Origin of the sequence: Vibrio sp. V39_P1S14PM300, assembly GCF_009904765.1 — a bacterium.
Classification (GTDB): Bacteria; Pseudomonadota; Gammaproteobacteria; order Enterobacterales; family Vibrionaceae; genus Vibrio; species Vibrio proteolyticus.
Genome location: NZ_WXWP01000146.1, coordinates 25,005 through 44,404, shown reverse-complemented (window position 1 = coordinate 44,404; position 19,400 = coordinate 25,005). Strand labels below are relative to the sequence as shown.

Here is a 19,400-nt window from a genome sequence, read left to right as displayed (position 1 = left end):
GTACGGCATTGCTGTCATATTGCTGGTTGTACTGTTCGGAATAATTATGATTTTTTCTCTAATAATTCGGTTTTAACGATTTATTGTGGTCACAAAATACATTTGCTATAAACAAAGCTCGACGACCTTCACGGAATACAGGCATGTCTCACCTCAACTACAACCACCTTTATTACTTTTGGATGGTATGCAAACAAGGCTCAGTCACTAAGGCGGCGGAAGCTTTGTTTCTGACGCCGCAAACTGTCACTGGGCAAATCAAAGCGTTGGAAGAACGGATGGATGGCAAACTGACTAAGCGTAATGGGCGCAGTGTCGAGCCTACCGAGTTGGGTCAACTGGTGTTCAAATACGCAGACCGAATGTTTGGCCTTAGCTATGAGATGCTGGATATTGTCAATTACAGCCAGCGTTCAAACATCCTGTTCGATGTTGGTGTGGCGGATGCGTTGTCAAAGCGATTGGTAAGTAAGATTCTGATGACGACTGTACCAACAGACAACAGCATTCATTTACGTTGTTTTGAGTCGACCCACGAAATGTTACTTGAACAACTGTCGCAACATAAATTAGACATGATTTTATCCGACTGTCCGGTGGATTCCGGTCAGAGCCCGGGGCTGTACAGTAAAAAGTTGGGTGAGAGTAAGATGAGCTTTTTCTGCTCTGGCAATCTGGATAAGGTCAGATTTCCTGCGGTGCTTGAGCAGCGTAAACTGCTGATCCCCGGAAGTCGCACGGCGATGGGGCGTAAAGTACTGCAGTGGTTTGATCGTCAGGGCATTCAGCCCAACATCTTGGGTGAATTCGATGATGCGGCATTAATGAAAGCCTTTGCCCGCTATCACCATGATGTGATTTTTCTTGCGCCTTCTTTATATGTATCAGAAGTGGGGGATGATCTGCCGCTTCAGTTGATCGGACACATCGAGGAGCTAAGAGAAGAATATTATGTCATTTTTGCCGAGAGGATGATCCAACATCCGGCAGTAAAAAACGTTTGTGACGCGGATTTTAGCAATTTGTTTGAATGATTAATTTTATTCTTGTGAACAAATCGATTACTATCTCCGCTGATATTGTAAATTTTTATAAATTCGCTTGACTGACTAGGTTAAACTTGTGAAGTCTGAGATGTACAGTTGTTCCAAGGGATCCCGCCTATGAACCTACAAGAAATGGAAAAAAACTCGGCTAAAGCGGTGGTGTTGCTTAAGGCCATGGCTAATGAGCGTCGGCTGCAGATCTTGTGCATGCTGCATAATCAGGAGCTATCGGTTGGAGAATTGTGCAGTAAACTTGAATTGAGCCAGTCGGCATTATCCCAGCATCTGGCGTGGCTGCGACGAGACGGTCTGGTGCATACACGCAAAGAGGCTCAAACGGTTTACTACACGCTGAGCAGTGATGAGGTGAAAGCCATGATTCATTTGCTGCATCAGCTGTATTGCAAGGAAGCGGCGATGGCGTAAGCCATCGCTTTTTACTTTTTAAGGTAAAATTCAGGTATAAAAAAACCGGCCATGCAGCCGGTTTTTTTCTTCACTGTGTTATCAGAGTTCTATTACAGAGCTTTGATTGCAGCAGAGAAGCGAGACTTATGACGTGCAGCTTTATTCTTGTGAATAAGGCCTTTAGTCGCCATGCGGTCTAGGATTGGTGTAACTGCAGCAAATGCTTCAGTTGCAGCAGCTTTGTCGCCTGCTTCGATAGCAGCAACAGTTTTCTTCATGTAAGTGCGCATCATTGAACGACGGCTAGCATTGTGCTGGCGACGTTTCTCAGCCTGGATAGCGCGCTTCTTAGCAGATTTACTATTTGCCAAGGGTCTAACTCCCAAAAACTTTAGTTCGGTGACAATTTAAGGGCAGGGAATATCCCTCATTAGCACTTAATTGTCAAATGATTTGTGCAAAAACCACTCGAAACCAAACAAATTTTGGTAAGAAAAGGTCTTCGCGGTTAAGATGGCGTGGATTCTAACAGTATTTTTATACCAATGCTAATACTTATCTGCTCTTACGCTGACATTCCTTTCCCGGCGAGGTAGATAATCGGATTTTTAGCTGCTTCGACAGAGGTTAAAGTGAGTAAACGTCTTCTTAAGTCTGGCCTGATCGTCAGTGCCATGACTTTGGTTTCGCGTGTCCTGGGATTAGTCCGGGACGTGGTAGTCGCCAACTTGATGGGCGCAGGGGCTGGGGCTGATGTCTTCTTTCTGGCCAATAAGATCCCCAATTTTTTACGTCGCCTGTTTGCCGAAGGCGCATTCTCTCAGGCGTTTGTTCCGGTCTTAACCGAATCACATGCTCAGGGGGATATGGACAAAACACGTGAGCTGGTTGCTCGCGCTGCCGGGACGCTCGGGGTGATTGTCACCGTGGTTACCCTGCTGGGTATTCTGTTCTCCGGAGCCGTCACTGCGGTGTTTGCGGCGGGGTGGTTCTGGGACTGGCTGAATGGTGGTCCGTCGGCAGAAAAGTTTGAACTCGCCACCTTGATGCTCAAACTGACCTTTCCTTATTTATGGTTCATTACGTTTGTGGCCCTGTCCGGTGCCATCCTCAACACCATGGGAAAATTCGCCGTCTCTTCTTTTACGCCGGTGTTTCTCAATGTGATGATCATCTTTTCGGCTTGGTTTATTTCACCGCAGATGACTCAGCCGGAGATTGGTTTGGCGATCGGGGTGTTTCTCGGTGGTCTGGTTCAGTTTCTGTTTCAGATCCCGTTTCTGATTAAGGCCGGGGTGATGGTCAAGCCGAAATGGGGCTGGCGTGACCCGGGGGTAGTAAAGATCCGGACGCTGATGATCCCCGCGTTGTTCGGGGTTTCCGTCAGCCAGATCAACCTGTTGTTTGACACCTTTATTGCCAGTTTTCTGCAAACCGGTTCAATCAGCTGGCTGTATTATTCTGACCGGTTGCTGGAGTTTCCGCTCGGGTTGTTTGGTATCGCAATTGCCACGGTGATTTTGCCGGCGCTGTCGCGTAAACACGTCGACGCCCAAGGCGAAGGCTTTGCTCACACTATGGACTGGGGGGTGCGTATGGTCACCCTGTTGGGGATTCCCGCAATGTTGGGGTTGATGGTGTTGGCCAAACCGATGTTAATGGTACTGTTTATGCGCGGGGAGTTCAGTCCTCACGATGTGCATCAGGCGTCGCTGTCTCTGCTGGCGTATGCGTCTGGCCTGTTGAACTTTATGCTGATCAAAGTGCTGGCCCCGGGATATTACTCGCGCCAGGACACCAGAACGCCGGTCAAATACGGCATCATTGCTATGGTGACCAATATGGTATTCAACGCGATTTTTGCCTGGATGTACGGTTATGTCGGTCTGGCGATAGCCACGGCCTTGTCGGCATTTGTCAATATGGCGCTGTTGTACCGCGGTCTGCATTTGCAGGGGGTGTATCAGGTAACTCGCCAGACCATCTCTTTCGTGGCGCGTCTGATTGTCGGTGGCGCACTGATGGTCGCAGCAATCCTGTGGGCAGATAAAGACATGTCGGTGTGGCTGAGCTGGAGTGGGTCGTACCGGGCGCTGATGTTGGCGATGCTGATTGGCCTTGGTGCCTTGGTATATCTCATTAGTCTGTTTATCATGGGGATTCGCCTAAAAGACTTAAAAGCAGCGACAGATTAAGATGGATTAGTATATAATCCGTCAGTTTCACACATTGATAATTGAGAATTGCAAGGTTTCAGCGTATCTCCATGGAATTAATCCGCGGTATTCATAACATCAAAGCAAGTCATCATGGCTGTGTTCTGACCATCGGCAACTTTGATGGTGTGCACCTCGGGCATCAACAAGTGTTGAGCCAGGTTTCTGAGCAGGCGAAAGCACTGGACTTACCTTCAGTGGTGATGACGTTTGAACCTCAACCGATGGAGCTGTTCGCGAAAGACAAAGCGCCGGCCCGTCTGACTCGCCTGCGCGATAAGTTTGTGCAGCTCGGGAAACTCAATATCGACAGACTGCTGTGTGTGAACTTTAATGTGCACTTTGCCAACCTGAGTGCGGAACAGTTCATTCGTGACTTGTTGGTCGCAAAATTGGGTGTTAAGTTTCTGGTGGTTGGCGATGATTTTTGCTTCGGCAAAGGGCGCACGGGCAACTTTGCCATGTTGCAACAAGCCGGCCGGGAATACGGCTTTGAAGTCGTCAGTACCCAGAGTTTCTGTTTGCAGCAACAACGTGTCAGCAGCACCGCGATTCGTGAAGCGCTGGCTAGTGATGATCTGGTTGCCGCCAGTAGCATGCTGGGGCGTCAGTACAGCATCAGTGGGCGGGTGTCACACGGCCGAAAATTGGGCAGAACCATAGGTTTCCCAACCGCCAATATCCCGCTCAAGCGTTGCGTGTCACCGGTTTCCGGTGTGTATGTCGTTGAAGCATACGGTTTACAGGACACGCCGGTTGGCGGCGTCGCGAATATCGGCCAGCGCCCGACGGTCAATGGCATTCGCCAACAACTTGAAGTGCATTTGTTTGACTTTCACGGCAATTTGTACGGCAAACAGCTGGAAGTCGCACTGTTACATAAGCTCCGAGACGAGCATAAATTTGAGTCGTTTGATGCGCTCAAACAACAAATTGAATTGGATGCTGAGGCAGCAAGGGTGTGGCTGCGTCGGCTTAAGCGTTAAACGGTTTAGTCCACCGTCTAACATAATGTCTAACTATCGCCCAACATAACGGAATTAAGAATCGATGAGTGAGTATAAAGATACCCTGAACTTACCTGAAACAGGGTTTCCGATGCGCGGCAATCTGGCCAACCGCGAGCCAGAAATGCTGAAGCGTTGGTATCAAGAGGACCTTTACGGCGAAATCCGTAAAGCGAAAAAAGGCAAAAAATCTTTTGTATTACACGATGGCCCTCCATACGCCAACGGTGATATTCATATTGGCCACGCACTGAACAAGATTCTTAAAGACATTATTATTAAATCCAAAACACTTTCAGGTTTTGACGCACCTTACATTCCTGGCTGGGACTGCCACGGTCTGCCTATCGAACTGATGGTAGAGAAAAAGGTTGGTAAGCCAGGTCAAAAAGTTACCGCGGCGGAGTTTCGCGAAAAATGCCGTGACTACGCTGCGGGTCAGGTTGAAGGTCAGAAAGAGAGCTTTAAGCGCCTTGGTATCATGGGTGAGTGGGACAAGCCTTACCGCACCATGGACTTCGACACGGAAGCGAACATCATCCGTGCATTGGGTAAGATTGCTGACCAAGGTCACCTGTTGAAAGGCTTCAAACCGGTTCACTGGTGTACCGACTGTGGCTCTGCATTGGCAGAAGCAGAAGTCGAGTACAAAGACAAAGTCTCTCCTTCGATTGATGTGCGCTTTAAAGCGGCAGACGAAGCGGCGTTGTTGTCTAAATTTGCATTAAGCGAAGGCCACGAAGGTCACGGCGATATTTCTATCGTTATCTGGACCACCACACCTTGGACACTGCCAGCGAACCGCGCGGTGTGTCTGCGTGACGATCTGGAATACGTGTTGATCCAAGTTGAGGGTGACGATGCGTCTGAACGTCAACCTGAGCGTATTATCGTCGCTTCTGAGCTGGCGAAAGACGTGATGGATCGTGCCGGCATCGAGCACTTCCACAATCTGGGCTTTGCGAAAGGCGCGGATCTGGAGTTGACTCAGTACCAGCATCCGTTCTACGACTTTACTGTGCCTGCGATTCTTGGCGATCACGTGACAACAGATTCTGGTACGGGTGTGGTTCACACGGCACCTGGCCACGGCCAGGAAGACTTCGCGGTTGGTCAAAAATACGGTCTGGAAGTCGCGAACCCGGTAGGTTCCAACGGCGTTTACTTGCCAGATACAGAGCTATTTGCTGGTCAACATGTGTTTAAAGCCAATGATGCGGTTGTGGAAACGCTCAAAGAGAAAGGTGCGCTGCTGCATCACCACGCTTACGAGCACAGCTACCCGCACTGCTGGCGTCATAAAACGCCAATCATTTTCCGCGCAACCCCACAATGGTTCGTGTCTATGGACCAGGCTGGCCTGCGTGCAAAAGCACTTGAATCCATCAAAGGTGTTCAGTGGATGCCAGAATGGGGTCAAAGCCGTATTGAAGGCATGATCGAAGGTCGCCCTGAGTGGTGTATCTCTCGTCAGCGCACCTGGGGTGTGCCGATTGCACTGTTTGTGCATAAAGAAACCGCAGAACTTCACCCCAACACCTCTGAGCTGATTGAAAAAGTGGCTCAACTGGTTGAGCAAAAAGGCATTCAGGCTTGGTGGGATGTCGATGCGGCGGAACTGCTGGGCGAAGAAGATGCAGCGAATTACGAGAAAGTACTGGATACACTCGACGTCTGGTTTGACTCGGGTGTGACCCACTTCTCAGTGGTTGATGCTCGTGAAGAATACCACGGCCACAGTGCAGATCTGTACCTGGAAGGGTCTGACCAACACCGCGGTTGGTTCCAGTCTTCACTGATCTCATCGATCGCGATGAAAGGCGAAGCGCCATACAAACAAGTACTGACACACGGTTTCGTGGTTGACGGTCAAGGCCGTAAGATGTCGAAGTCGATCGGTAACGTTGTGGCACCTAAAGATGTGACCAACAAGCTGGGTGCCGACATTCTGCGCCTGTGGGTGGCATCAACCGATTACACTGGCGAAGTCGCCGTATCGGATGAAATTCTGAAACGCAGCGCCGATGCGTACCGTCGCATCCGTAACACCGCCCGTTTCTTCCTGGCAAACCTCAACGGTTTCAACCCAGAAACGGATCTGGTTCCGGCTGACGAAATGGTGGCACTGGATCGCTGGGCGGTTGGTCGTGCACTCGCCGCGCAAGAAGAGATCGTGAAAGCGTACGGTGAATACAACACGCACGCCGTCACGCAGCGTTTGATGCAGTTCTGTTCAATTGAAATGGGCTCGTTCTACCTGGACGTGATCAAAGATCGTCAGTACACCGCGAAACGTGGTGGCCACGCGCAGCGCAGCTGTCAGACCGCACTGTACTACATCGTTGAAGCTTTGGTTCGCTGGATGGCGCCAATCATGTCGTTCACAGCGGACGAGATCTGGAACGAAATGCCGGGTCAACGTGACAAGTTTGTCTTCACGGGGGAATGGTTCGATGGTCTGTTCGGTCTGGCTGAAGGCGAAGAGCTGAACAACGAATTCTGGGCTGAAATTCAGTCGGTGCGTAATGCCGTCAATAAGCAATTGGAAGCCGCACGTAACGAAAAAATCATTGGTGGTGCGTTGCAGGCGTCAGTCACGCTGTACGCTGACGACGCGCTGGCGGCGAAAATCAACAAACTGCAAGATGAGCTGCGTTTTGTGTTGCTAACCTCTGAGGCAGTGGTTAAGCCAGTGAGCGAAAAAGGTCAAGCGGCGCATGCCACTGAACTGGATGGCTTGTTCGTTGAAGTTGCCGCGATTGACGCTGAGAAGTGCGACCGCTGTTGGCATCACACTCCGGATGTTGGCACCATTGTTGGTCACGAAACCATTTGTGGTCGCTGTGTGTCTAACGTCGACGGTGAAGGCGAAGTTCGTCGATTCGCTTAATTTGATTTCACGGCCGCTGCGGTGGCCGTGATAACAGGAATGATGAATGAGTGAACAGACGCTAACTTTAAAACAATCTGGTATTCGCTGGCTGTGGCTGGCTTTGCTGGTGTTTGTTGCCGACATCGGCATCAAGCTGGTGGTGATGAACAGCATGGGTTACGGTTGGGAAAACCGCATAGAGATCCTGCCGTTCTTCAACCTGTTATACGTCCACAACTACGGTGCCGCGTTCAGTTTCCTGAGTGATCAGGCGGGATGGCAACGTTGGTTGTTTACGGGGATTGCTTTTGCAGTCACGGCCATGCTCTCTTACTGGATGAGCAAGTTACCCGCACAAGAGAAGTGGAACAACATTGCGTATGCGCTGATCATTGGTGGCGCGGTTGGCAACGTGTTTGACCGAGTGGTGCATGGTTTCGTGGTGGATTATCTGGACTTTTTTTGGGGAAATCATCACTGGCCAGCATTCAACCTGGCAGACATGGCCATTTGTATTGGTGCGGCGATGATCATTGTCGACAGCTTTCGCAGTAAAGACAAGGCCAAAGGCTGAACCGCCAGCAACTGAATAACCCTAAGCGCCATCCGTTGATTCGGGAGGCGCTTTTTACTATAAAGGCTCGACACAGAGTCAACTCGCGGGCGATGCCCGTCAATTATCAAGGAAGCCCTGACGTGACTACGATTATCCACAATTCAGCAGTGACCCTGCATTTTACGATTAAACTCAGCGATGGCTCGGTGGCCGACAGCACGCACAACATGGGCAAGCCAGCCAAGCTGGTGATTGGTGACGGCAGTCTGAGCGATAATTTTGAACAATGTCTGTTGGGTATGGCACCGAATGAGCAGAAAGCTATTGAACTGAAAGCCGCCGACGCATTTGGTATGCCAAACCCGGACAACATCCATCATATGGATCGCGCCCGTTTTGTCGGTGACGCTGAAGTGGAAGTTGGCACCGTCATGGCGTTCAGCGGTCCGGATGGGATGGAAATTCCGGGGATCATTACCGAGATCGCAGGGGATTCCGTGACCGTGGACTTCAATCATCCTCTGGCCGGACAAGATGTGACTTTTGAAGTTGAGATTTTGTCAGTAGAATAACGCCCCAGACAGAAGAACTCCCATGAGCAATGAAATGAAAATACTGTTAGCAAACCCACGCGGTTTCTGTGCCGGTGTTGATCGCGCCATCAGCATTGTTGAACGTGCGCTGGAAATGTATCAACCGCCGATTTATGTCCGCCATGAAGTGGTGCACAACCGGTTTGTGGTCGAAGGCCTGAAACGTCGCGGTGCGGTGTTTGTCGAAGAGCTGCATGAAGTGCCGGACGACAACATCGTGATTTTTTCTGCTCATGGAGTCTCGCAGGCAGTCCGTCAGGAAGCGAAAGCCCGTGCTTTGACGGTGTTTGATGCCACATGCCCACTGGTCACGAAAGTGCATATGGAGGTGGCGCGCGCCAGCCGTAAGAATATGGAAGTGGTGCTGATTGGCCACGCGGGTCACCCTGAAGTGGAAGGGACCATGGGGCAGTACGCCAGCGATAGCGGTGGTATGTATCTGGTGGAAAAGCCGGCTGATGTCGCGGCGTTGCAGGGCAAAGTAAAGCACCCGGATAATCTTCACTATGTCAGCCAGACAACGTTGTCGGTGGATGAAACCGCCGATGTGATTGAAGAGCTACGTCGGGTATTTCCACACATTCAGGGGCCGCGGAAAGATGATATTTGTTACGCGACTCAGAACCGTCAGGATGCTGTGCGTGAGCTGGCGGAAACGGTGGATGTGATGGTGGTGGTGGGCTCCAAGAATTCGTCCAACTCCACCCGATTGAAAGAGCTGGCTGAGAAACTCGGCACGCCGGGGTATCTGACTGACTGTCCGGAAGACATTCAGCCACAATGGTTTGAGGGCAAACAGAAGATCGGTGTGACTGCCGGGGCGTCGGCGCCGGAAGAGCTGGTTAACCAGATCCTCAATCGAATCCGCGAACTTGGCGCTGAGTCTGTCGAGGAAGTGCTGGGGCGCGAAGAAAACATGTTCTTTGAAGTGCCGAAAGAGCTGCAAATCAAACAGGTTGACTAACCTGGTGATGGAACAATGAGGCGACCTGATGGTCGCCTTTTTTCTATCTCGCGCAGAGTGTTTGGTTGGGGCTGGATGCTCTGCCACAGCAAAGCATCTTGTTCTGGTGGACTTTGCTTACTGAGGCTGCTGTCACTCGCACAAGCAGAGTCATAGTGGTCTTGTGAAAACAAAAAGAGCTCCCGAAGGAGCTCTTTGACGTTTAAGCTAAATCGTTACAAGGTCAGGCGGTCTCCGCCACTGCCTGAGGTTTTTCTTCGTCGCTCAGGGCCATTTCACCTTTGCCTTTTGACGTCTTGATCACGTAGACCATGGCCGCCAGCGAGAATACTACCCCCACGATGGTCGACAGCTGCATTGGCAGACCGAAGCCGAGCGTGCTGCTGTTGAGGATGAAGGTCACACAGACGCTGGTCATGAAGACCGCTGGCACGGTGGTGATCCAGTGCAACTTATTGTGGCGCAGCAGGTAAGCGGATGCGGTCCACAACATCATAACGGCCGTGGTTTGGTTGGCAAAACCGAAGTAACGCCAGATGATACCGAAATCGACTTGAGTCAGTACGCCGCCGATCACGAACAGAGGCACTGCCATCAGCAGACGATTGCGTAGTGTTTTCTGCTCCATATTGAAGTACTCAGCCAGAATCAGGCGGCTTGAGCGGAACGCTGTGTCACCTGAGGTGATGGGCAGGATAACAACACCCAGGAAGGCAATCACACCACCAAAGACACCCAACAGACCGAAAGAAGAGCTGTACACGACATTGCCTGGTCCGCCGTTTTTCACCGCTTCCGACAGCGCATCCAGTGAGCCGAAGAACGACAGGGCGATTGCACACCAAATCAGGGCAATAACGCCTTCGCCGATCATCGCGCCATAAAAGACAAAACGGCCGTTCTTTTCGTTTTCCATGCAGCGTGCCATCAGCGGCGATTGTGTGGCATGGAAACCAGAGATCGCACCACAGGCGATGGTGATGAACAGGGCAGGCCACAATGGCATGTCGTTCGGGTTCAGGTTAGAGAACATATCACTGACCTGGAAATCGCCCATCACCGTGTGTTCACTGGAGACGGCAACGGCCGTCATCAGGCCGACAGACATGAAAATCAGCAGCGCCCCGAACAGTGGATAAAAGCGGCCAATGATTTTATCGACAGGGACAATGGTTGCAATGATGTAGTACGCGAAGATGATCACCACCATGGTTGTCATGCTGACGTTGAGGCTGGTCTGATCGTTAATCAGGTTGGTGATCATGCCAGCAGGTGCGGAGACAAACACCACCCCAACCAGCAGCAGCAGAACAATGGCAAAAATGTTCATAAAATGTTTCGCGCCATTGCCCAAATAACGTCCGGTAATACTCGGAACCGATGCTCCACCATTGCGCACGGACAGCATGCCGGAGAAGTAGTCGTGTACCGCGCCTGCGAAGATACAGCCGATCACGATCCACAGCATAGCGGCAGGGCCGTAAAGCGCTCCCATAATTGGGCCAAAAATCGGACCCACACCAGCAATGTTCAGCAACTGCACCAGGTACACTTTCTTGGTTGACATCGGTACGTAATCGACCCCGTCGGTTTTGGTGTGTGCCGGTGTTTGGCGCTGTTCATTAATACCAAATATTTTCTCGACGAAAGCGCCGTAAATAAAGTATCCGCCGATGAGGGCTGCGACACAGGTTAAGAACCACAACATAGCAATTGTCCCTTGATTAATTGATTAAGCTCAGCCTGGATATTACGTCGCAAGGAGTCGAGAAACATCCGCTTTTACCTTGAGTGGTCGTATCCTGATGTGAGTGGTAGCCAATGACATTGAGCGGTTTTGGTGCGGAGTGAACGGTTGTGGTGCAAGAGGAGTACTGCTCTCCCGGCGAAGCCGGATAGTCTACAATTGGGTAGCAAAAGTATGTCGTTAGTGGCATGTTGGTGGGTAGTACACGCATTGTTATAAAGGAACAAAAATGAAAACAATCATAATATTGAGCGCAGTGGCAATCCTGGCAGGCTGTGCCAGCAGTACCGCAGACTTGGCGCAGCAGGGTAATTGGCATCAAATCGGTTATCAGGATGGCGTGAAAGGGGCGGAGCAGCGCAATTACAAAGAGCTCTCCAAGTATGGCGCGGCCAATCAGGCGGATTACAACCTCGGTTACAGCGAAGGGCTGGACGAGTACTGCAATCCGAACTTTGCCTATCAGATAGGCTTGTCCGGACAGTATTACAGCGGCGTTTGTGAAGGCACCAAAAGCGCACAGAAATTCCGAATGGAATGGCAGCGTGGCTGGAATGACTACAGTACCAACAATTCCGACTACTAAACCGGACGGGATAAGTTCACTATGCAAATGGAAAGTTCTGCGCTGATGTTTGCCGCTGTCGGTGTGGTTGGGCTCGGTTGTCAGTGGCTGGCATGGCGGTTGAGATTGCCGGCGATTTTGTTTTTGTTGCTCGCTGGGATTGTGGTCGGTCCGGTTAGCGGCGTGTTGGACCCGGATCATCTGCTCGGTGATCTGCTGTTTCCGCTTATTTCTCTCGCGGTGGCGGTGATTTTGTTTGAAGGCAGCTTAACACTGAATTTCAAGGAGATCCGTGGCGTCAGCCGTTCGGTCTGGAGCATCGTTACCCTGGGAGCCTTGATTTCCTGGGGGCTAACCAGTGTGGCCGCTCACCATCTGCTGGATTTTGACTGGCCATTGGCGTTGTTGTTTGGCAGCTTAACGGTCGTCACGGGCCCAACGGTGATCGTGCCGTTATTGCGTACCGTGCGCCCGACCAGCAAGCTGGCCAATATTCTGCGTTGGGAAGGCATTTTGATCGACCCGTTAGGGGCGTTATTCGTGGTGATGGTGTATGAATTCATTGTCTCCAACAGCCAGATGCACAGCCTGGAAGTGTTTGCCGCGATCATTGCAGTGGGGGTGATACTCGGTACGGGGGTCGGGGCACTGATGGCACACATACTACGTCGCGGTATGCTGCCGGAATATCTTCAGCCGTTCGCGGTACTGAGTGTGGTGCTGGGGGTGTTCACTCTGTCGAATGCAATAGAGTCTGAAGCCGGACTACTGACGGTGACAGTGATGGGCATGTGGCTGGCCAATGCCAGAGACGTCAATATTCAGCATATTCTTCACTTTAAAGAGCATTTGACTATCTTGCTGATCACGGGTCTGTTTATTTTCCTCGCGGCACGTATCAGTATTGATGAGTTTACCGCGCTTGGCGCAGGTGCTCTGCTATTGTTTGCTTTCATGCAATTGGTCGCAAGACCCGCGTCGATATTTCTCTCTACGCTGCGCAGTAATCTGGCCGTGAGAGAAAAGCTGTTTCTCTCCTGGGTCGCTCCGCGTGGCATAGTGGCGGCATCCATTTCATCACTGTTTGCAATCAAGCTGGTCGAGTATGGTATGGCGGAAGCTGCGTTGCTGGTGCCGCTGACGTTTATGGTGATCATCGGTACGGTGGTACTGCAAAGTGCGACTGCCCGTCCGGTGGCGATCGCTCTCGGTGTGGCGGAGCCTGCTCCGAAAGGCTTTATGTTGGTTGGTGCCAACGAAGTGGCACGTAAAATAGGTCTGGCGTTGGCCAAATACGATCGACGTGTGCTGCTGACAGACTCAAACTGGGATTATATTCGCCAGAGCCGGATGTTGGGACTGGAATGTTATTACGGCAATCCGATTTCCAGCCATGCTGAGGAATACTTGGATCTGATCGGCATCGGTCAAGTGCTGGCGCTGAGCCCGGATCGCCATTTCAACGCCATGGCGTGTATGCAGTTGGTGAGTGAATTCGGTGATCAGAAAGTCTATTGTCTGCAGGACAATAATGGCAACCACGACAAGCACTACGTTGCCGAAGAGTATCGCGGTATGTCATTTCTGGGCGGAGAGGTGAGTTACAAAAAACTCGCCAGTCTGCTTAATCTGGGCGGTGAGATCAAGCACACCAAACTGAGTGACAGTTTTAGCTATCAGGACTATCTGTCACATCACAAAGAAAGCTTTGTACTGCCGCTGTTTTCTGTGGGCGAAAAAGATCGGATTACTATATGCAGTAAACCTGCTGAATTCTGGCCGCAGTCAGGGCACACGGTAGTGTCGATCATTAAATCCAACGAGAGCCGTTAACGGCTCTCGTTGTCGTGATCAACCGCTTTGCGCAGAAATCCCTGATTGCTGTCGAGTTTCGCTTTGGCTTGCTGGTAATCCATGCCTGTCAGTTGCATCAGTATGGCCACTTTGGCGTTGTTGTCGCTGCGCGCCAGCAGTGATCGTGCTTCAGCATAATCGCAATCGGTGGCCTGCACGACGATACGAGCGGCACGGGCGACCAGCTTTTTGTTGGTCGCTTTCACATCCACCATCAGGTTTTGATAGCTTTTCCCCAAGCGGATCATCGAGGCGGTTGTCAGCATGTTCAGAACCAGCTTTTGCGCCGTCCCGGATTTGAGTCGGGTAGAGCCGGTCAGGGCTTCCGGACCGACCACCGGGCTGATGGCAATGTTAGCCAGATGGGCAATCGTCGAGTCTGGATTACATGAGAGTGCGACTGTGGTTGCGCCGAGCTGATTGGCGTATTCAAGTGCGCCAATTACGTAGGGGGTCCGGCCACTGGCGGCGATACCCACCAGCACATCCTGCTCGCTAAAACGGATGCGCTGCAAATCTTCCATCCCCAACTGTGGGGAATCTTCAGCCCCCTCTTTGGCTTTCAGGATCGCTTCCGGTCCTCCTGCAATCAGGCCCAGTACCATCTGATCCGACACGCCAAAGGTCGGAGGGCATTCCGACGCGTCCAGCACGCCAAGTCGACCGCTGGTTCCCGCTCCGATGTACACCAGCCGGCCGCCGTGTTGAAAAGCTTTGGTAATACAATCCACCGCGTCGGCGATCTCCGGCAGCACTTTTTCTACCGCCAGCGGGACCAGTTTGTCCTGTTGATTAAGGCGTTTAACGATTTCAAGTGAAGGCAGCAGATCGATGTCCATGGTGTCCGGGTTACGCCCCTCTGACACCAAATGAGACAGCGCTGCAAGTAATGCATCGTTAGTCATGATATTCCTTATGATTGACGGCTAAGCAAAATAAAGAACGCCCAGCGACGCCAGCTTACTGGCTCCGGTCACTTCAGGCAAATTGCTTGGCAGGTTATGGATACGGCGTTGTGCCAGCCAGGCAAAGGCCATGGCCTCCATGTAGTCGCTGTCGACCCCGCGCTCACTGGTCTGAGCCACGGCCCAGTCTGGCAATAAAGCGGCCAGACGCTCCATCAGCAGCGGGTTGCGTGCTCCACCGCCACACACCAACAGCTCTGGCGCAGGGCCGGAGTGAAACGCGCCGACTTCGTTGGCGATGGTTTGGGCGGTGTATTCGCACAGAGTGCGCTGCACATCGGCGGCGCTTAGCTCAACGTCTTGCAACTGCGGCATTAACCACGGCAGATTAAACAGTTCACGTCCGGTGCTTTTCGGGTACGGCTGAGTCAGATAAGGCTCTTGCAGTAGTCGCGCCAGCAACGCTGGCACTACGTCTCCCTGGCGCGCCAGACGGGCATCCTGATCATACTTGAATCCGTTGTGCTGTTGACACCAGGCATCCAGCAGCAGGTTGCCCGGACCGGTGTCGTAGCCCAGAACGTGTTCGCCTGGACGAAGAACAGAGATGTTTGCCACGCCGCCAATATTGAGTACCACCACGCTGGAGTCGGTGGAGTGGAAAATTGTCTGGTGAAAAGCGGGTACTAAAGGTGCGCCCTGGCCGCCCAGCGCCATGTCTTTGCGGCGAAAATCGGCCACGGTATCAATGGCGGTTTGCGTGGCGACAATATTGGCATCACCGAGCTGCATGGTGAATGGTGCGGTACCGGACGGTTGATGGAATACTGTCTGTCCGTGGTTACCGATCGCGCGGACTTGCGCCGCCTCGTAACCGGATTTGTCCAGTAAAGCATTGACGGCATCCGCGAACAGATGACCGAGCAGGTGATCCAGTTCGCCGATTTCCACCAGATTGGTGGACTGACCTATACACACGTTAAGCAGGCGCTGTTTGAGAGCGTCCGGCATCGCGTATTCGTCGTACGCCAGCAGTTCAATGTCTTGATTTTCGATGGCCACCAGAGCGGTGTCGACACCGTCGAGGCTGGTACCGGACATTACGCCGATATAAAGTTCACGAGTCATGGTGTTCTCCTGCCAGTTGATGCGCCAACCGTGTGGCACCGTCGAGTGCATCGCCTTGCGCTATGATGCAGCGTGCCTGCCACGGTAGTGAAAGGCGTGATTGATAGTATTGTCCCAGACTACCGAGAAAAACGATAGCTAAGTCATTATTTTTGCAGCAATCTTTCACAAGCTGCTCAATATGCTGTCCGCCCCGCTGAAGAATATCACAACTGACGCTGCACCCTTGCTGCGCATGGCTCAGCACCAACGGTGCCAGAGCCGCATAAGCGCAGGCGTCAGCCTGTTTGAGCCAGGTTAGAATGGCAGCGCGCTGGCTGCCGAGTGAGGTCGCCAGCGTCAGAGTCAGCGGATTGGATTCATTGTTTTCATAGCTGCGGATCAGTGCCCGGACGGCCTGCATCCCCAACCAGGCACCGCCGCCCTGATCACCAATGGGGAAGCCCCAGCCGCCAAGCAGTGTGATATCCCCATTGGCTTCCAGCCGGGTAGCAACGCTCCCGGTACCAATGGCCAGGCAGTTGACCGGTTCGCCCCGATTGGCACCCAGCAGCGAAATATGGGCATCGGAGGTGATCTGAAGGTGCGGGCAGAACGATAATGCCTGCTCTAGCCCGGCTTTGAGGTGTGGATTGCCGCTGCCGGCCACTCCAATGGCGACAGCGCACTGCGCGGGGTTCAACTGATGGCTGGTCAGTTGCTGAGTGATCGCCTCACTCAGCAGCGCGTAAGCGTGTTCGCCCTGTTGCGTCAGGGAGGACGGCCCGAGGGTATGCTCGCTGATCGGGATGGGGCCGGATTCAATTAATGCAGACAGACGCAGAGCGGTTTTGCTGCCGCCGCCGTCCACGGCCAGAAGATGGCTGATCATGAGCGTGCCGCCTGCATCTGGCTATGCTCTTGGGGCTGTGCTTTACCGCTCAGACACACCAGTAGGGAAACCAGCGTTCCGACACATAACTGGTAAGGGAAAGCGAGGCGAATGCCCACCCACTGTGGATAGACGATAGTCATCACACTGTCCCAGACGTAAGCCTGGAGCAACAGAGTGGTGGTAAACCCTGCCAATAATGCCCAGCCAACCGACGCCTGATTGCCGCGCTGGGTAAACAGAGCCGTAAAATAGACCCCCAATAGGCCAGTGTAGGCAAACACCATGACGCTCAAAGCGAAAGACAGCAGGGGCATGTCGGTGTATTGCTGCCAGTAGTAGCATAAAATCCCCATGCTTCCGAGTGCGGCGGCGGCCACGGCCATGCCCACCCGGCCAGCTTTTACATAGTGCATCTCACTTTGCTGACCATGACGAGCTTCTTTCCATGGCCTATACAGATCCTGAATGGCAACCGATGACATTGAGTTGAGGCCAGAGTTGAGGGTCGACAGTGCCGCAGCGACCACCCCGACAGTTACCAGACCACGCAGTCCAGCAGGCATTTCGTTTAACACGTAGTACATGAAAATAGTGACTTTCTCGCCATTGAAGCTTTGTACCACGTTCTTGCTGGCCATGCCCATCAGATCCGGACGTTGGTAGAAGATATACAATAACAAGCCGATCGACATGAAGAACAGTACCACAGGAATGGCGTACAAAATGGAGTTGATCATCGCCTGAGAGCCTTGTTTGGCATCTTTACAGGTCAGGACGCGTTGGGTCATGTCCTGATCCAGACCAAATGCGCCGATATTGAGCAGGACAAAGCCAGTGATACACGCCCAAAAACTGAAGGTGCCGGCCGGACTGAAATCAAGACGAAAATCCAGAAACGTCAGTTTGGATAACTGATCATTTCCCGGCGATTCCAACGCCTGAATGATTTGGCCCAAGTCTGCCGGGATCTGGCTCAGCAGGTAGACGATCACTGCCAGGGCTGCGCCGACATACACGATCAGCTGGATCAGATCACTCCAGATCACCGAGCGAATACCACCCATGTAGGTGTACGCCAATCCGACTACCACCAAAATCATCACCGAAGTGATCACACTCTGTGGCTCGATATTGGTAAACAGGATCATCGATACCGCAATGGCTGCCATATAAAGTCGTGAGCCTGAGGCAAAGACCCGTCCGATCAGATACATGCTGCCTGCGCGGCGTTTGGTCTTCTCGCCGAAACGCACCTGCAGCAGTTCATACACTGTGGACACTTTGCTCTGATAAAAGCGGGGGATCAAAACCCAGGCGACAAACAAGGCACCAATCACGGCTCCGATGTTGGTCGCCAGATAGGTCAGATTGCCGCGGTAACTTGATTCCGGGCCGCCGAGAAATGTAGCGGCAGATTGTGAGGTGGCCAGCACTGAAACTGCGACGACCCACATTGGCATCGCGTTGCCGCCTAAGAAATAGTCTTTGGTTGAGGTTATCTTGACGCGGCTGAAATACCAGCCCGTGTAGGCGATGATGGCAAAGTAGATCGCAAAGACCATCCAGTCCAGCGAAGTAAACAAGGAATTCATAGCAGCTCCATAGCGATGAATGGACGGCAAGTCCGGCATCTGTTCAGCATGGCGCGGGTCCTGCCAATCCGCAAAAGCTATTCCGCGGCGGAATCGTTACCGGGCAGGTTGTATGAGCACGCTCTCAGTTTTGAGCATAAACTATTCCTGACATGGCTAATACAAGGAATAGTTATTCTTAGGTTAAGCTGATATCTACGATGGAGAACACGCAGATGAACGGACTCGCCAAACTCACTGCCCTGCTGCCAAAATTGTCGCCATCAGACAGCCGGATCGCGCACTATCTGTTGGATCACCCTCAGCAGGTGAAACAGTCGTCTTCGCCTGAGCTGGCGAGGGAGATTGGTGTCAGCCAGTCGACCATCGTCAAATTCAGTCAGAAGTTGGGGTATCAAGGGTTCTCTGAAATGAAACTCAAGTTGTACGAAAATGCGCTTGCCTATCAGCCCGTATCCCGCAAAATAATTCACGGCAGTATCAGTCGTAATGATCCGCCGGAACAGGTGATGGCCAAGCTGCTCAGCAGTAAACAACTGTCTCTTGAGCGTACCGTGTTGCTCAATGAGGGCCAGCACCTGACCCACGCTGCGGGGTATCTGCATCTGGCGAACAAAATCCAGATCGCCGGGGTTGGGGCTTCGTCGCTGGTGGCCAAAGATCTGGCCTACAAGTTGATGAAAATTGGCCACGCGGTGCATACAGAGCCGGATGCGCATATTCAAATTGCCAACGCCGCGGCTCTGACTGAGGCAGACGTGTTGATCGCTTTGTCGTACTCTGGCCGCAGTCAGGAAGTGCTGAAAATTGCTCAGCTGGCACGCAGCCGCGGAGCGAAAGTGATTGGTGTTACCCAACTGGCGCCAACACCGCTGGATAAGCTCTGTGACATAAAACTGGTCAGCGCGGCCGATGAGGAGCAGATCCGCAGTTCATCCATCACGGCGCGTGACAGTCAGTTGCTGGTGACCGATCTGCTGTTTATTGCGCTGACGCAGCAGGAAGAACAGGCTGATCAGTTGATAGAACAAAGTAAGTCCGCTGTGGCAACACTCAAACAATAAAGGAACAAG

Annotated in this window: 17 protein-coding genes; 11 read left to right on the top strand and 6 right to left on the bottom strand. The window is 52.3% G+C overall.

The window, feature by feature from the left end; all coding sequences use genetic code 11:
• Positions 1-143: 143 nt before the first annotated feature.
• Together nhaR and CAG65_RS07180 are read left to right on the top strand one after the other, a co-directional pair.
• The gene (gene nhaR / locus CAG65_RS07185; RefSeq protein WP_161453088.1) at positions 144-1,034 is read left to right on the top strand and encodes a transcriptional activator NhaR; all 891 of its coding nucleotides are present in this window, start codon (positions 144-146) and stop codon (positions 1,032-1,034) included.
• A 129-nt stretch (positions 1,035-1,163) separates the two neighbouring features.
• The gene (locus tag CAG65_RS07180) at positions 1,164-1,472 is read left to right on the top strand and encodes an ArsR/SmtB family transcription factor (protein WP_021705633.1); all 309 of its coding nucleotides are present in this window, start codon (positions 1,164-1,166) and stop codon (positions 1,470-1,472) included.
• Positions 1,473-1,564: 92 nt separating this feature from the next.
• Here CAG65_RS07180 and rpsT read toward each other — a convergent pair whose 3' ends face one another.
• Entirely contained in the window at positions 1,565-1,825 is a 261-nt protein-coding gene (gene rpsT / locus CAG65_RS07175; protein ID WP_021705632.1) for a 30S ribosomal protein S20, read from the bottom strand.
• 261 nt (positions 1,826-2,086) lie between these two features.
• Here rpsT and murJ point away from each other — a divergent pair, with 261 nt between their 5' ends.
• The 6 genes from murJ to ispH all read left to right on the top strand — a co-directional run bounded on the left by murJ (position 2,087) and on the right by ispH (position 9,662).
• A complete protein-coding gene (murJ, locus tag CAG65_RS07170; RefSeq protein ID WP_021705631.1) occupies positions 2,087-3,649 on the top strand; it encodes a murein biosynthesis integral membrane protein MurJ in 1,563 nt (520 codons plus the stop codon).
• A gap of 71 nt (positions 3,650-3,720) precedes the next feature.
• Positions 3,721-4,656 (top strand): bifunctional riboflavin kinase/FAD synthetase, encoded by a 936-nt coding sequence (ribF, locus tag CAG65_RS07165; protein WP_161447377.1) that lies wholly within the window; start codon positions 3,721-3,723, stop codon positions 4,654-4,656.
• 64 nt (positions 4,657-4,720) lie between these two features.
• On the top strand, positions 4,721-7,567 hold the full coding sequence (ileS, locus tag CAG65_RS07160) for an isoleucine--tRNA ligase (protein WP_021705629.1): 2,847 nt from the start codon (positions 4,721-4,723) through the stop codon (positions 7,565-7,567).
• Between the two features lie 46 nt (positions 7,568-7,613).
• Entirely contained in the window at positions 7,614-8,123 is a 510-nt protein-coding gene (gene lspA / locus CAG65_RS07155) for a signal peptidase II (protein WP_021705628.1), read from the top strand.
• A 122-nt stretch (positions 8,124-8,245) separates the two neighbouring features.
• Positions 8,246-8,677: an FKBP-type peptidyl-prolyl cis-trans isomerase gene (fkpB, locus tag CAG65_RS07150; protein ID WP_161453086.1), complete on the top strand. Its 432-nt coding sequence runs from the start codon at positions 8,246-8,248 to the stop codon at positions 8,675-8,677.
• 22 nt (positions 8,678-8,699) lie between these two features.
• The gene (ispH, locus tag CAG65_RS07145; protein WP_161447373.1) at positions 8,700-9,662 is read left to right on the top strand and encodes a 4-hydroxy-3-methylbut-2-enyl diphosphate reductase; all 963 of its coding nucleotides are present in this window, start codon (positions 8,700-8,702) and stop codon (positions 9,660-9,662) included.
• A gap of 223 nt (positions 9,663-9,885) precedes the next feature.
• On the opposite strand, the gene CAG65_RS07140 is transcribed toward ispH, so the two are convergent.
• The gene (locus tag CAG65_RS07140; RefSeq protein ID WP_021705625.1) at positions 9,886-11,370 is read right to left on the bottom strand and encodes a carbon starvation CstA family protein; all 1,485 of its coding nucleotides are present in this window, start codon (positions 11,368-11,370) and stop codon (positions 9,886-9,888) included.
• A gap of 268 nt (positions 11,371-11,638) precedes the next feature.
• On the opposite strand from CAG65_RS07140, the gene CAG65_RS07135 reads away from it, so the two are divergent.
• Both CAG65_RS07135 and CAG65_RS07130 read left to right on the top strand, forming a co-directional pair.
• Positions 11,639-11,995 (top strand): DUF2799 domain-containing protein, encoded by a 357-nt coding sequence (locus CAG65_RS07135; RefSeq protein ID WP_161447369.1) that lies wholly within the window; start codon positions 11,639-11,641, stop codon positions 11,993-11,995.
• A gap of 21 nt (positions 11,996-12,016) precedes the next feature.
• On the top strand, positions 12,017-13,807 hold the full coding sequence (locus CAG65_RS07130) for a cation:proton antiporter (RefSeq protein ID WP_161453084.1): 1,791 nt from the start codon (positions 12,017-12,019) through the stop codon (positions 13,805-13,807).
• On the opposite strand, the gene murQ is transcribed toward CAG65_RS07130, so the two are convergent.
• From murQ to CAG65_RS07110, 4 genes are read right to left on the bottom strand one after another with little or no spacing between them, the layout of a single operon-like run.
• Positions 13,804-14,733: an N-acetylmuramic acid 6-phosphate etherase gene (gene murQ, locus CAG65_RS07125; RefSeq protein WP_161453082.1), complete on the bottom strand. Its 930-nt coding sequence runs from the start codon at positions 14,731-14,733 to the stop codon at positions 13,804-13,806. The genes CAG65_RS07130 and murQ overlap by 4 nt on opposite strands.
• A 21-nt stretch (positions 14,734-14,754) precedes the next feature.
• Entirely contained in the window at positions 14,755-15,861 is a 1,107-nt protein-coding gene (locus CAG65_RS07120; protein WP_161453081.1) for an anhydro-N-acetylmuramic acid kinase, read from the bottom strand.
• On the bottom strand, positions 15,851-16,732 hold the full coding sequence (locus CAG65_RS07115; protein ID WP_161453079.1) for a BadF/BadG/BcrA/BcrD ATPase family protein: 882 nt from the start codon (positions 16,730-16,732) through the stop codon (positions 15,851-15,853). Before CAG65_RS07115 ends, CAG65_RS07120 begins: the two co-directional genes overlap by 11 nt.
• The gene (locus CAG65_RS07110) at positions 16,729-18,327 is read right to left on the bottom strand and encodes a sodium:solute symporter (RefSeq protein WP_161453077.1); all 1,599 of its coding nucleotides are present in this window, start codon (positions 18,325-18,327) and stop codon (positions 16,729-16,731) included. The genes CAG65_RS07115 and CAG65_RS07110 overlap by 4 nt, the downstream gene beginning before the upstream one ends.
• 215 nt (positions 18,328-18,542) lie before the next feature.
• Here CAG65_RS07110 and CAG65_RS07105 point away from each other — a divergent pair, with 215 nt between their 5' ends.
• Positions 18,543-19,391 carry a MurR/RpiR family transcriptional regulator gene (locus tag CAG65_RS07105; protein ID WP_161447357.1) on the top strand — a complete coding sequence of 283 codons (849 nt, stop codon included), beginning with the start codon at positions 18,543-18,545 and terminating at the stop codon, positions 19,389-19,391.
• The last annotated feature ends 9 nt before the right edge of the window (positions 19,392-19,400 follow it).

What these genes read in the sequence shown, in the direction of transcription:
- nhaR (WP_161453088.1), top strand. Translation starts at nt 144, where the DNA reads ATGTCTCACCTCAACTACAACCACCTTTATTACTTTTGGATGGTATGC.
- CAG65_RS07180 (WP_021705633.1), top strand. Translation starts at nt 1,164, where the DNA reads ATGAACCTACAAGAAATGGAAAAAAACTCGGCTAAAGCGGTGGTGTTG.
- ribF (WP_161447377.1), top strand. Translation starts at nt 3,721, where the DNA reads ATGGAATTAATCCGCGGTATTCATAACATCAAAGCAAGTCATCATGGC.
- ileS (WP_021705629.1), top strand. Translation starts at nt 4,721, where the DNA reads ATGAGTGAGTATAAAGATACCCTGAACTTACCTGAAACAGGGTTTCCG.
- lspA (WP_021705628.1), top strand. Translation starts at nt 7,614, where the DNA reads ATGAGTGAACAGACGCTAACTTTAAAACAATCTGGTATTCGCTGGCTG.
- ispH (WP_161447373.1), top strand. Translation starts at nt 8,700, where the DNA reads ATGAGCAATGAAATGAAAATACTGTTAGCAAACCCACGCGGTTTCTGT.
- CAG65_RS07140 (WP_021705625.1), bottom strand. Translation starts at nt 11,370, where the DNA reads ATGTTGTGGTTCTTAACCTGTGTCGCAGCCCTCATCGGCGGATACTTT.
- CAG65_RS07135 (WP_161447369.1), top strand. Translation starts at nt 11,639, where the DNA reads ATGAAAACAATCATAATATTGAGCGCAGTGGCAATCCTGGCAGGCTGT.
- CAG65_RS07130 (WP_161453084.1), top strand. Translation starts at nt 12,017, where the DNA reads ATGCAAATGGAAAGTTCTGCGCTGATGTTTGCCGCTGTCGGTGTGGTT.
- murQ (WP_161453082.1), bottom strand. Translation starts at nt 14,733, where the DNA reads ATGACTAACGATGCATTACTTGCAGCGCTGTCTCATTTGGTGTCAGAG.
- CAG65_RS07120 (WP_161453081.1), bottom strand. Translation starts at nt 15,861, where the DNA reads ATGACTCGTGAACTTTATATCGGCGTAATGTCCGGTACCAGCCTCGAC.
- CAG65_RS07115 (WP_161453079.1), bottom strand. Translation starts at nt 16,732, where the DNA reads ATGATCAGCCATCTTCTGGCCGTGGACGGCGGCGGCAGCAAAACCGCT.
- CAG65_RS07110 (WP_161453077.1), bottom strand. Translation starts at nt 18,327, where the DNA reads ATGAATTCCTTGTTTACTTCGCTGGACTGGATGGTCTTTGCGATCTAC.
- CAG65_RS07105 (WP_161447357.1), top strand. Translation starts at nt 18,543, where the DNA reads ATGAACGGACTCGCCAAACTCACTGCCCTGCTGCCAAAATTGTCGCCA.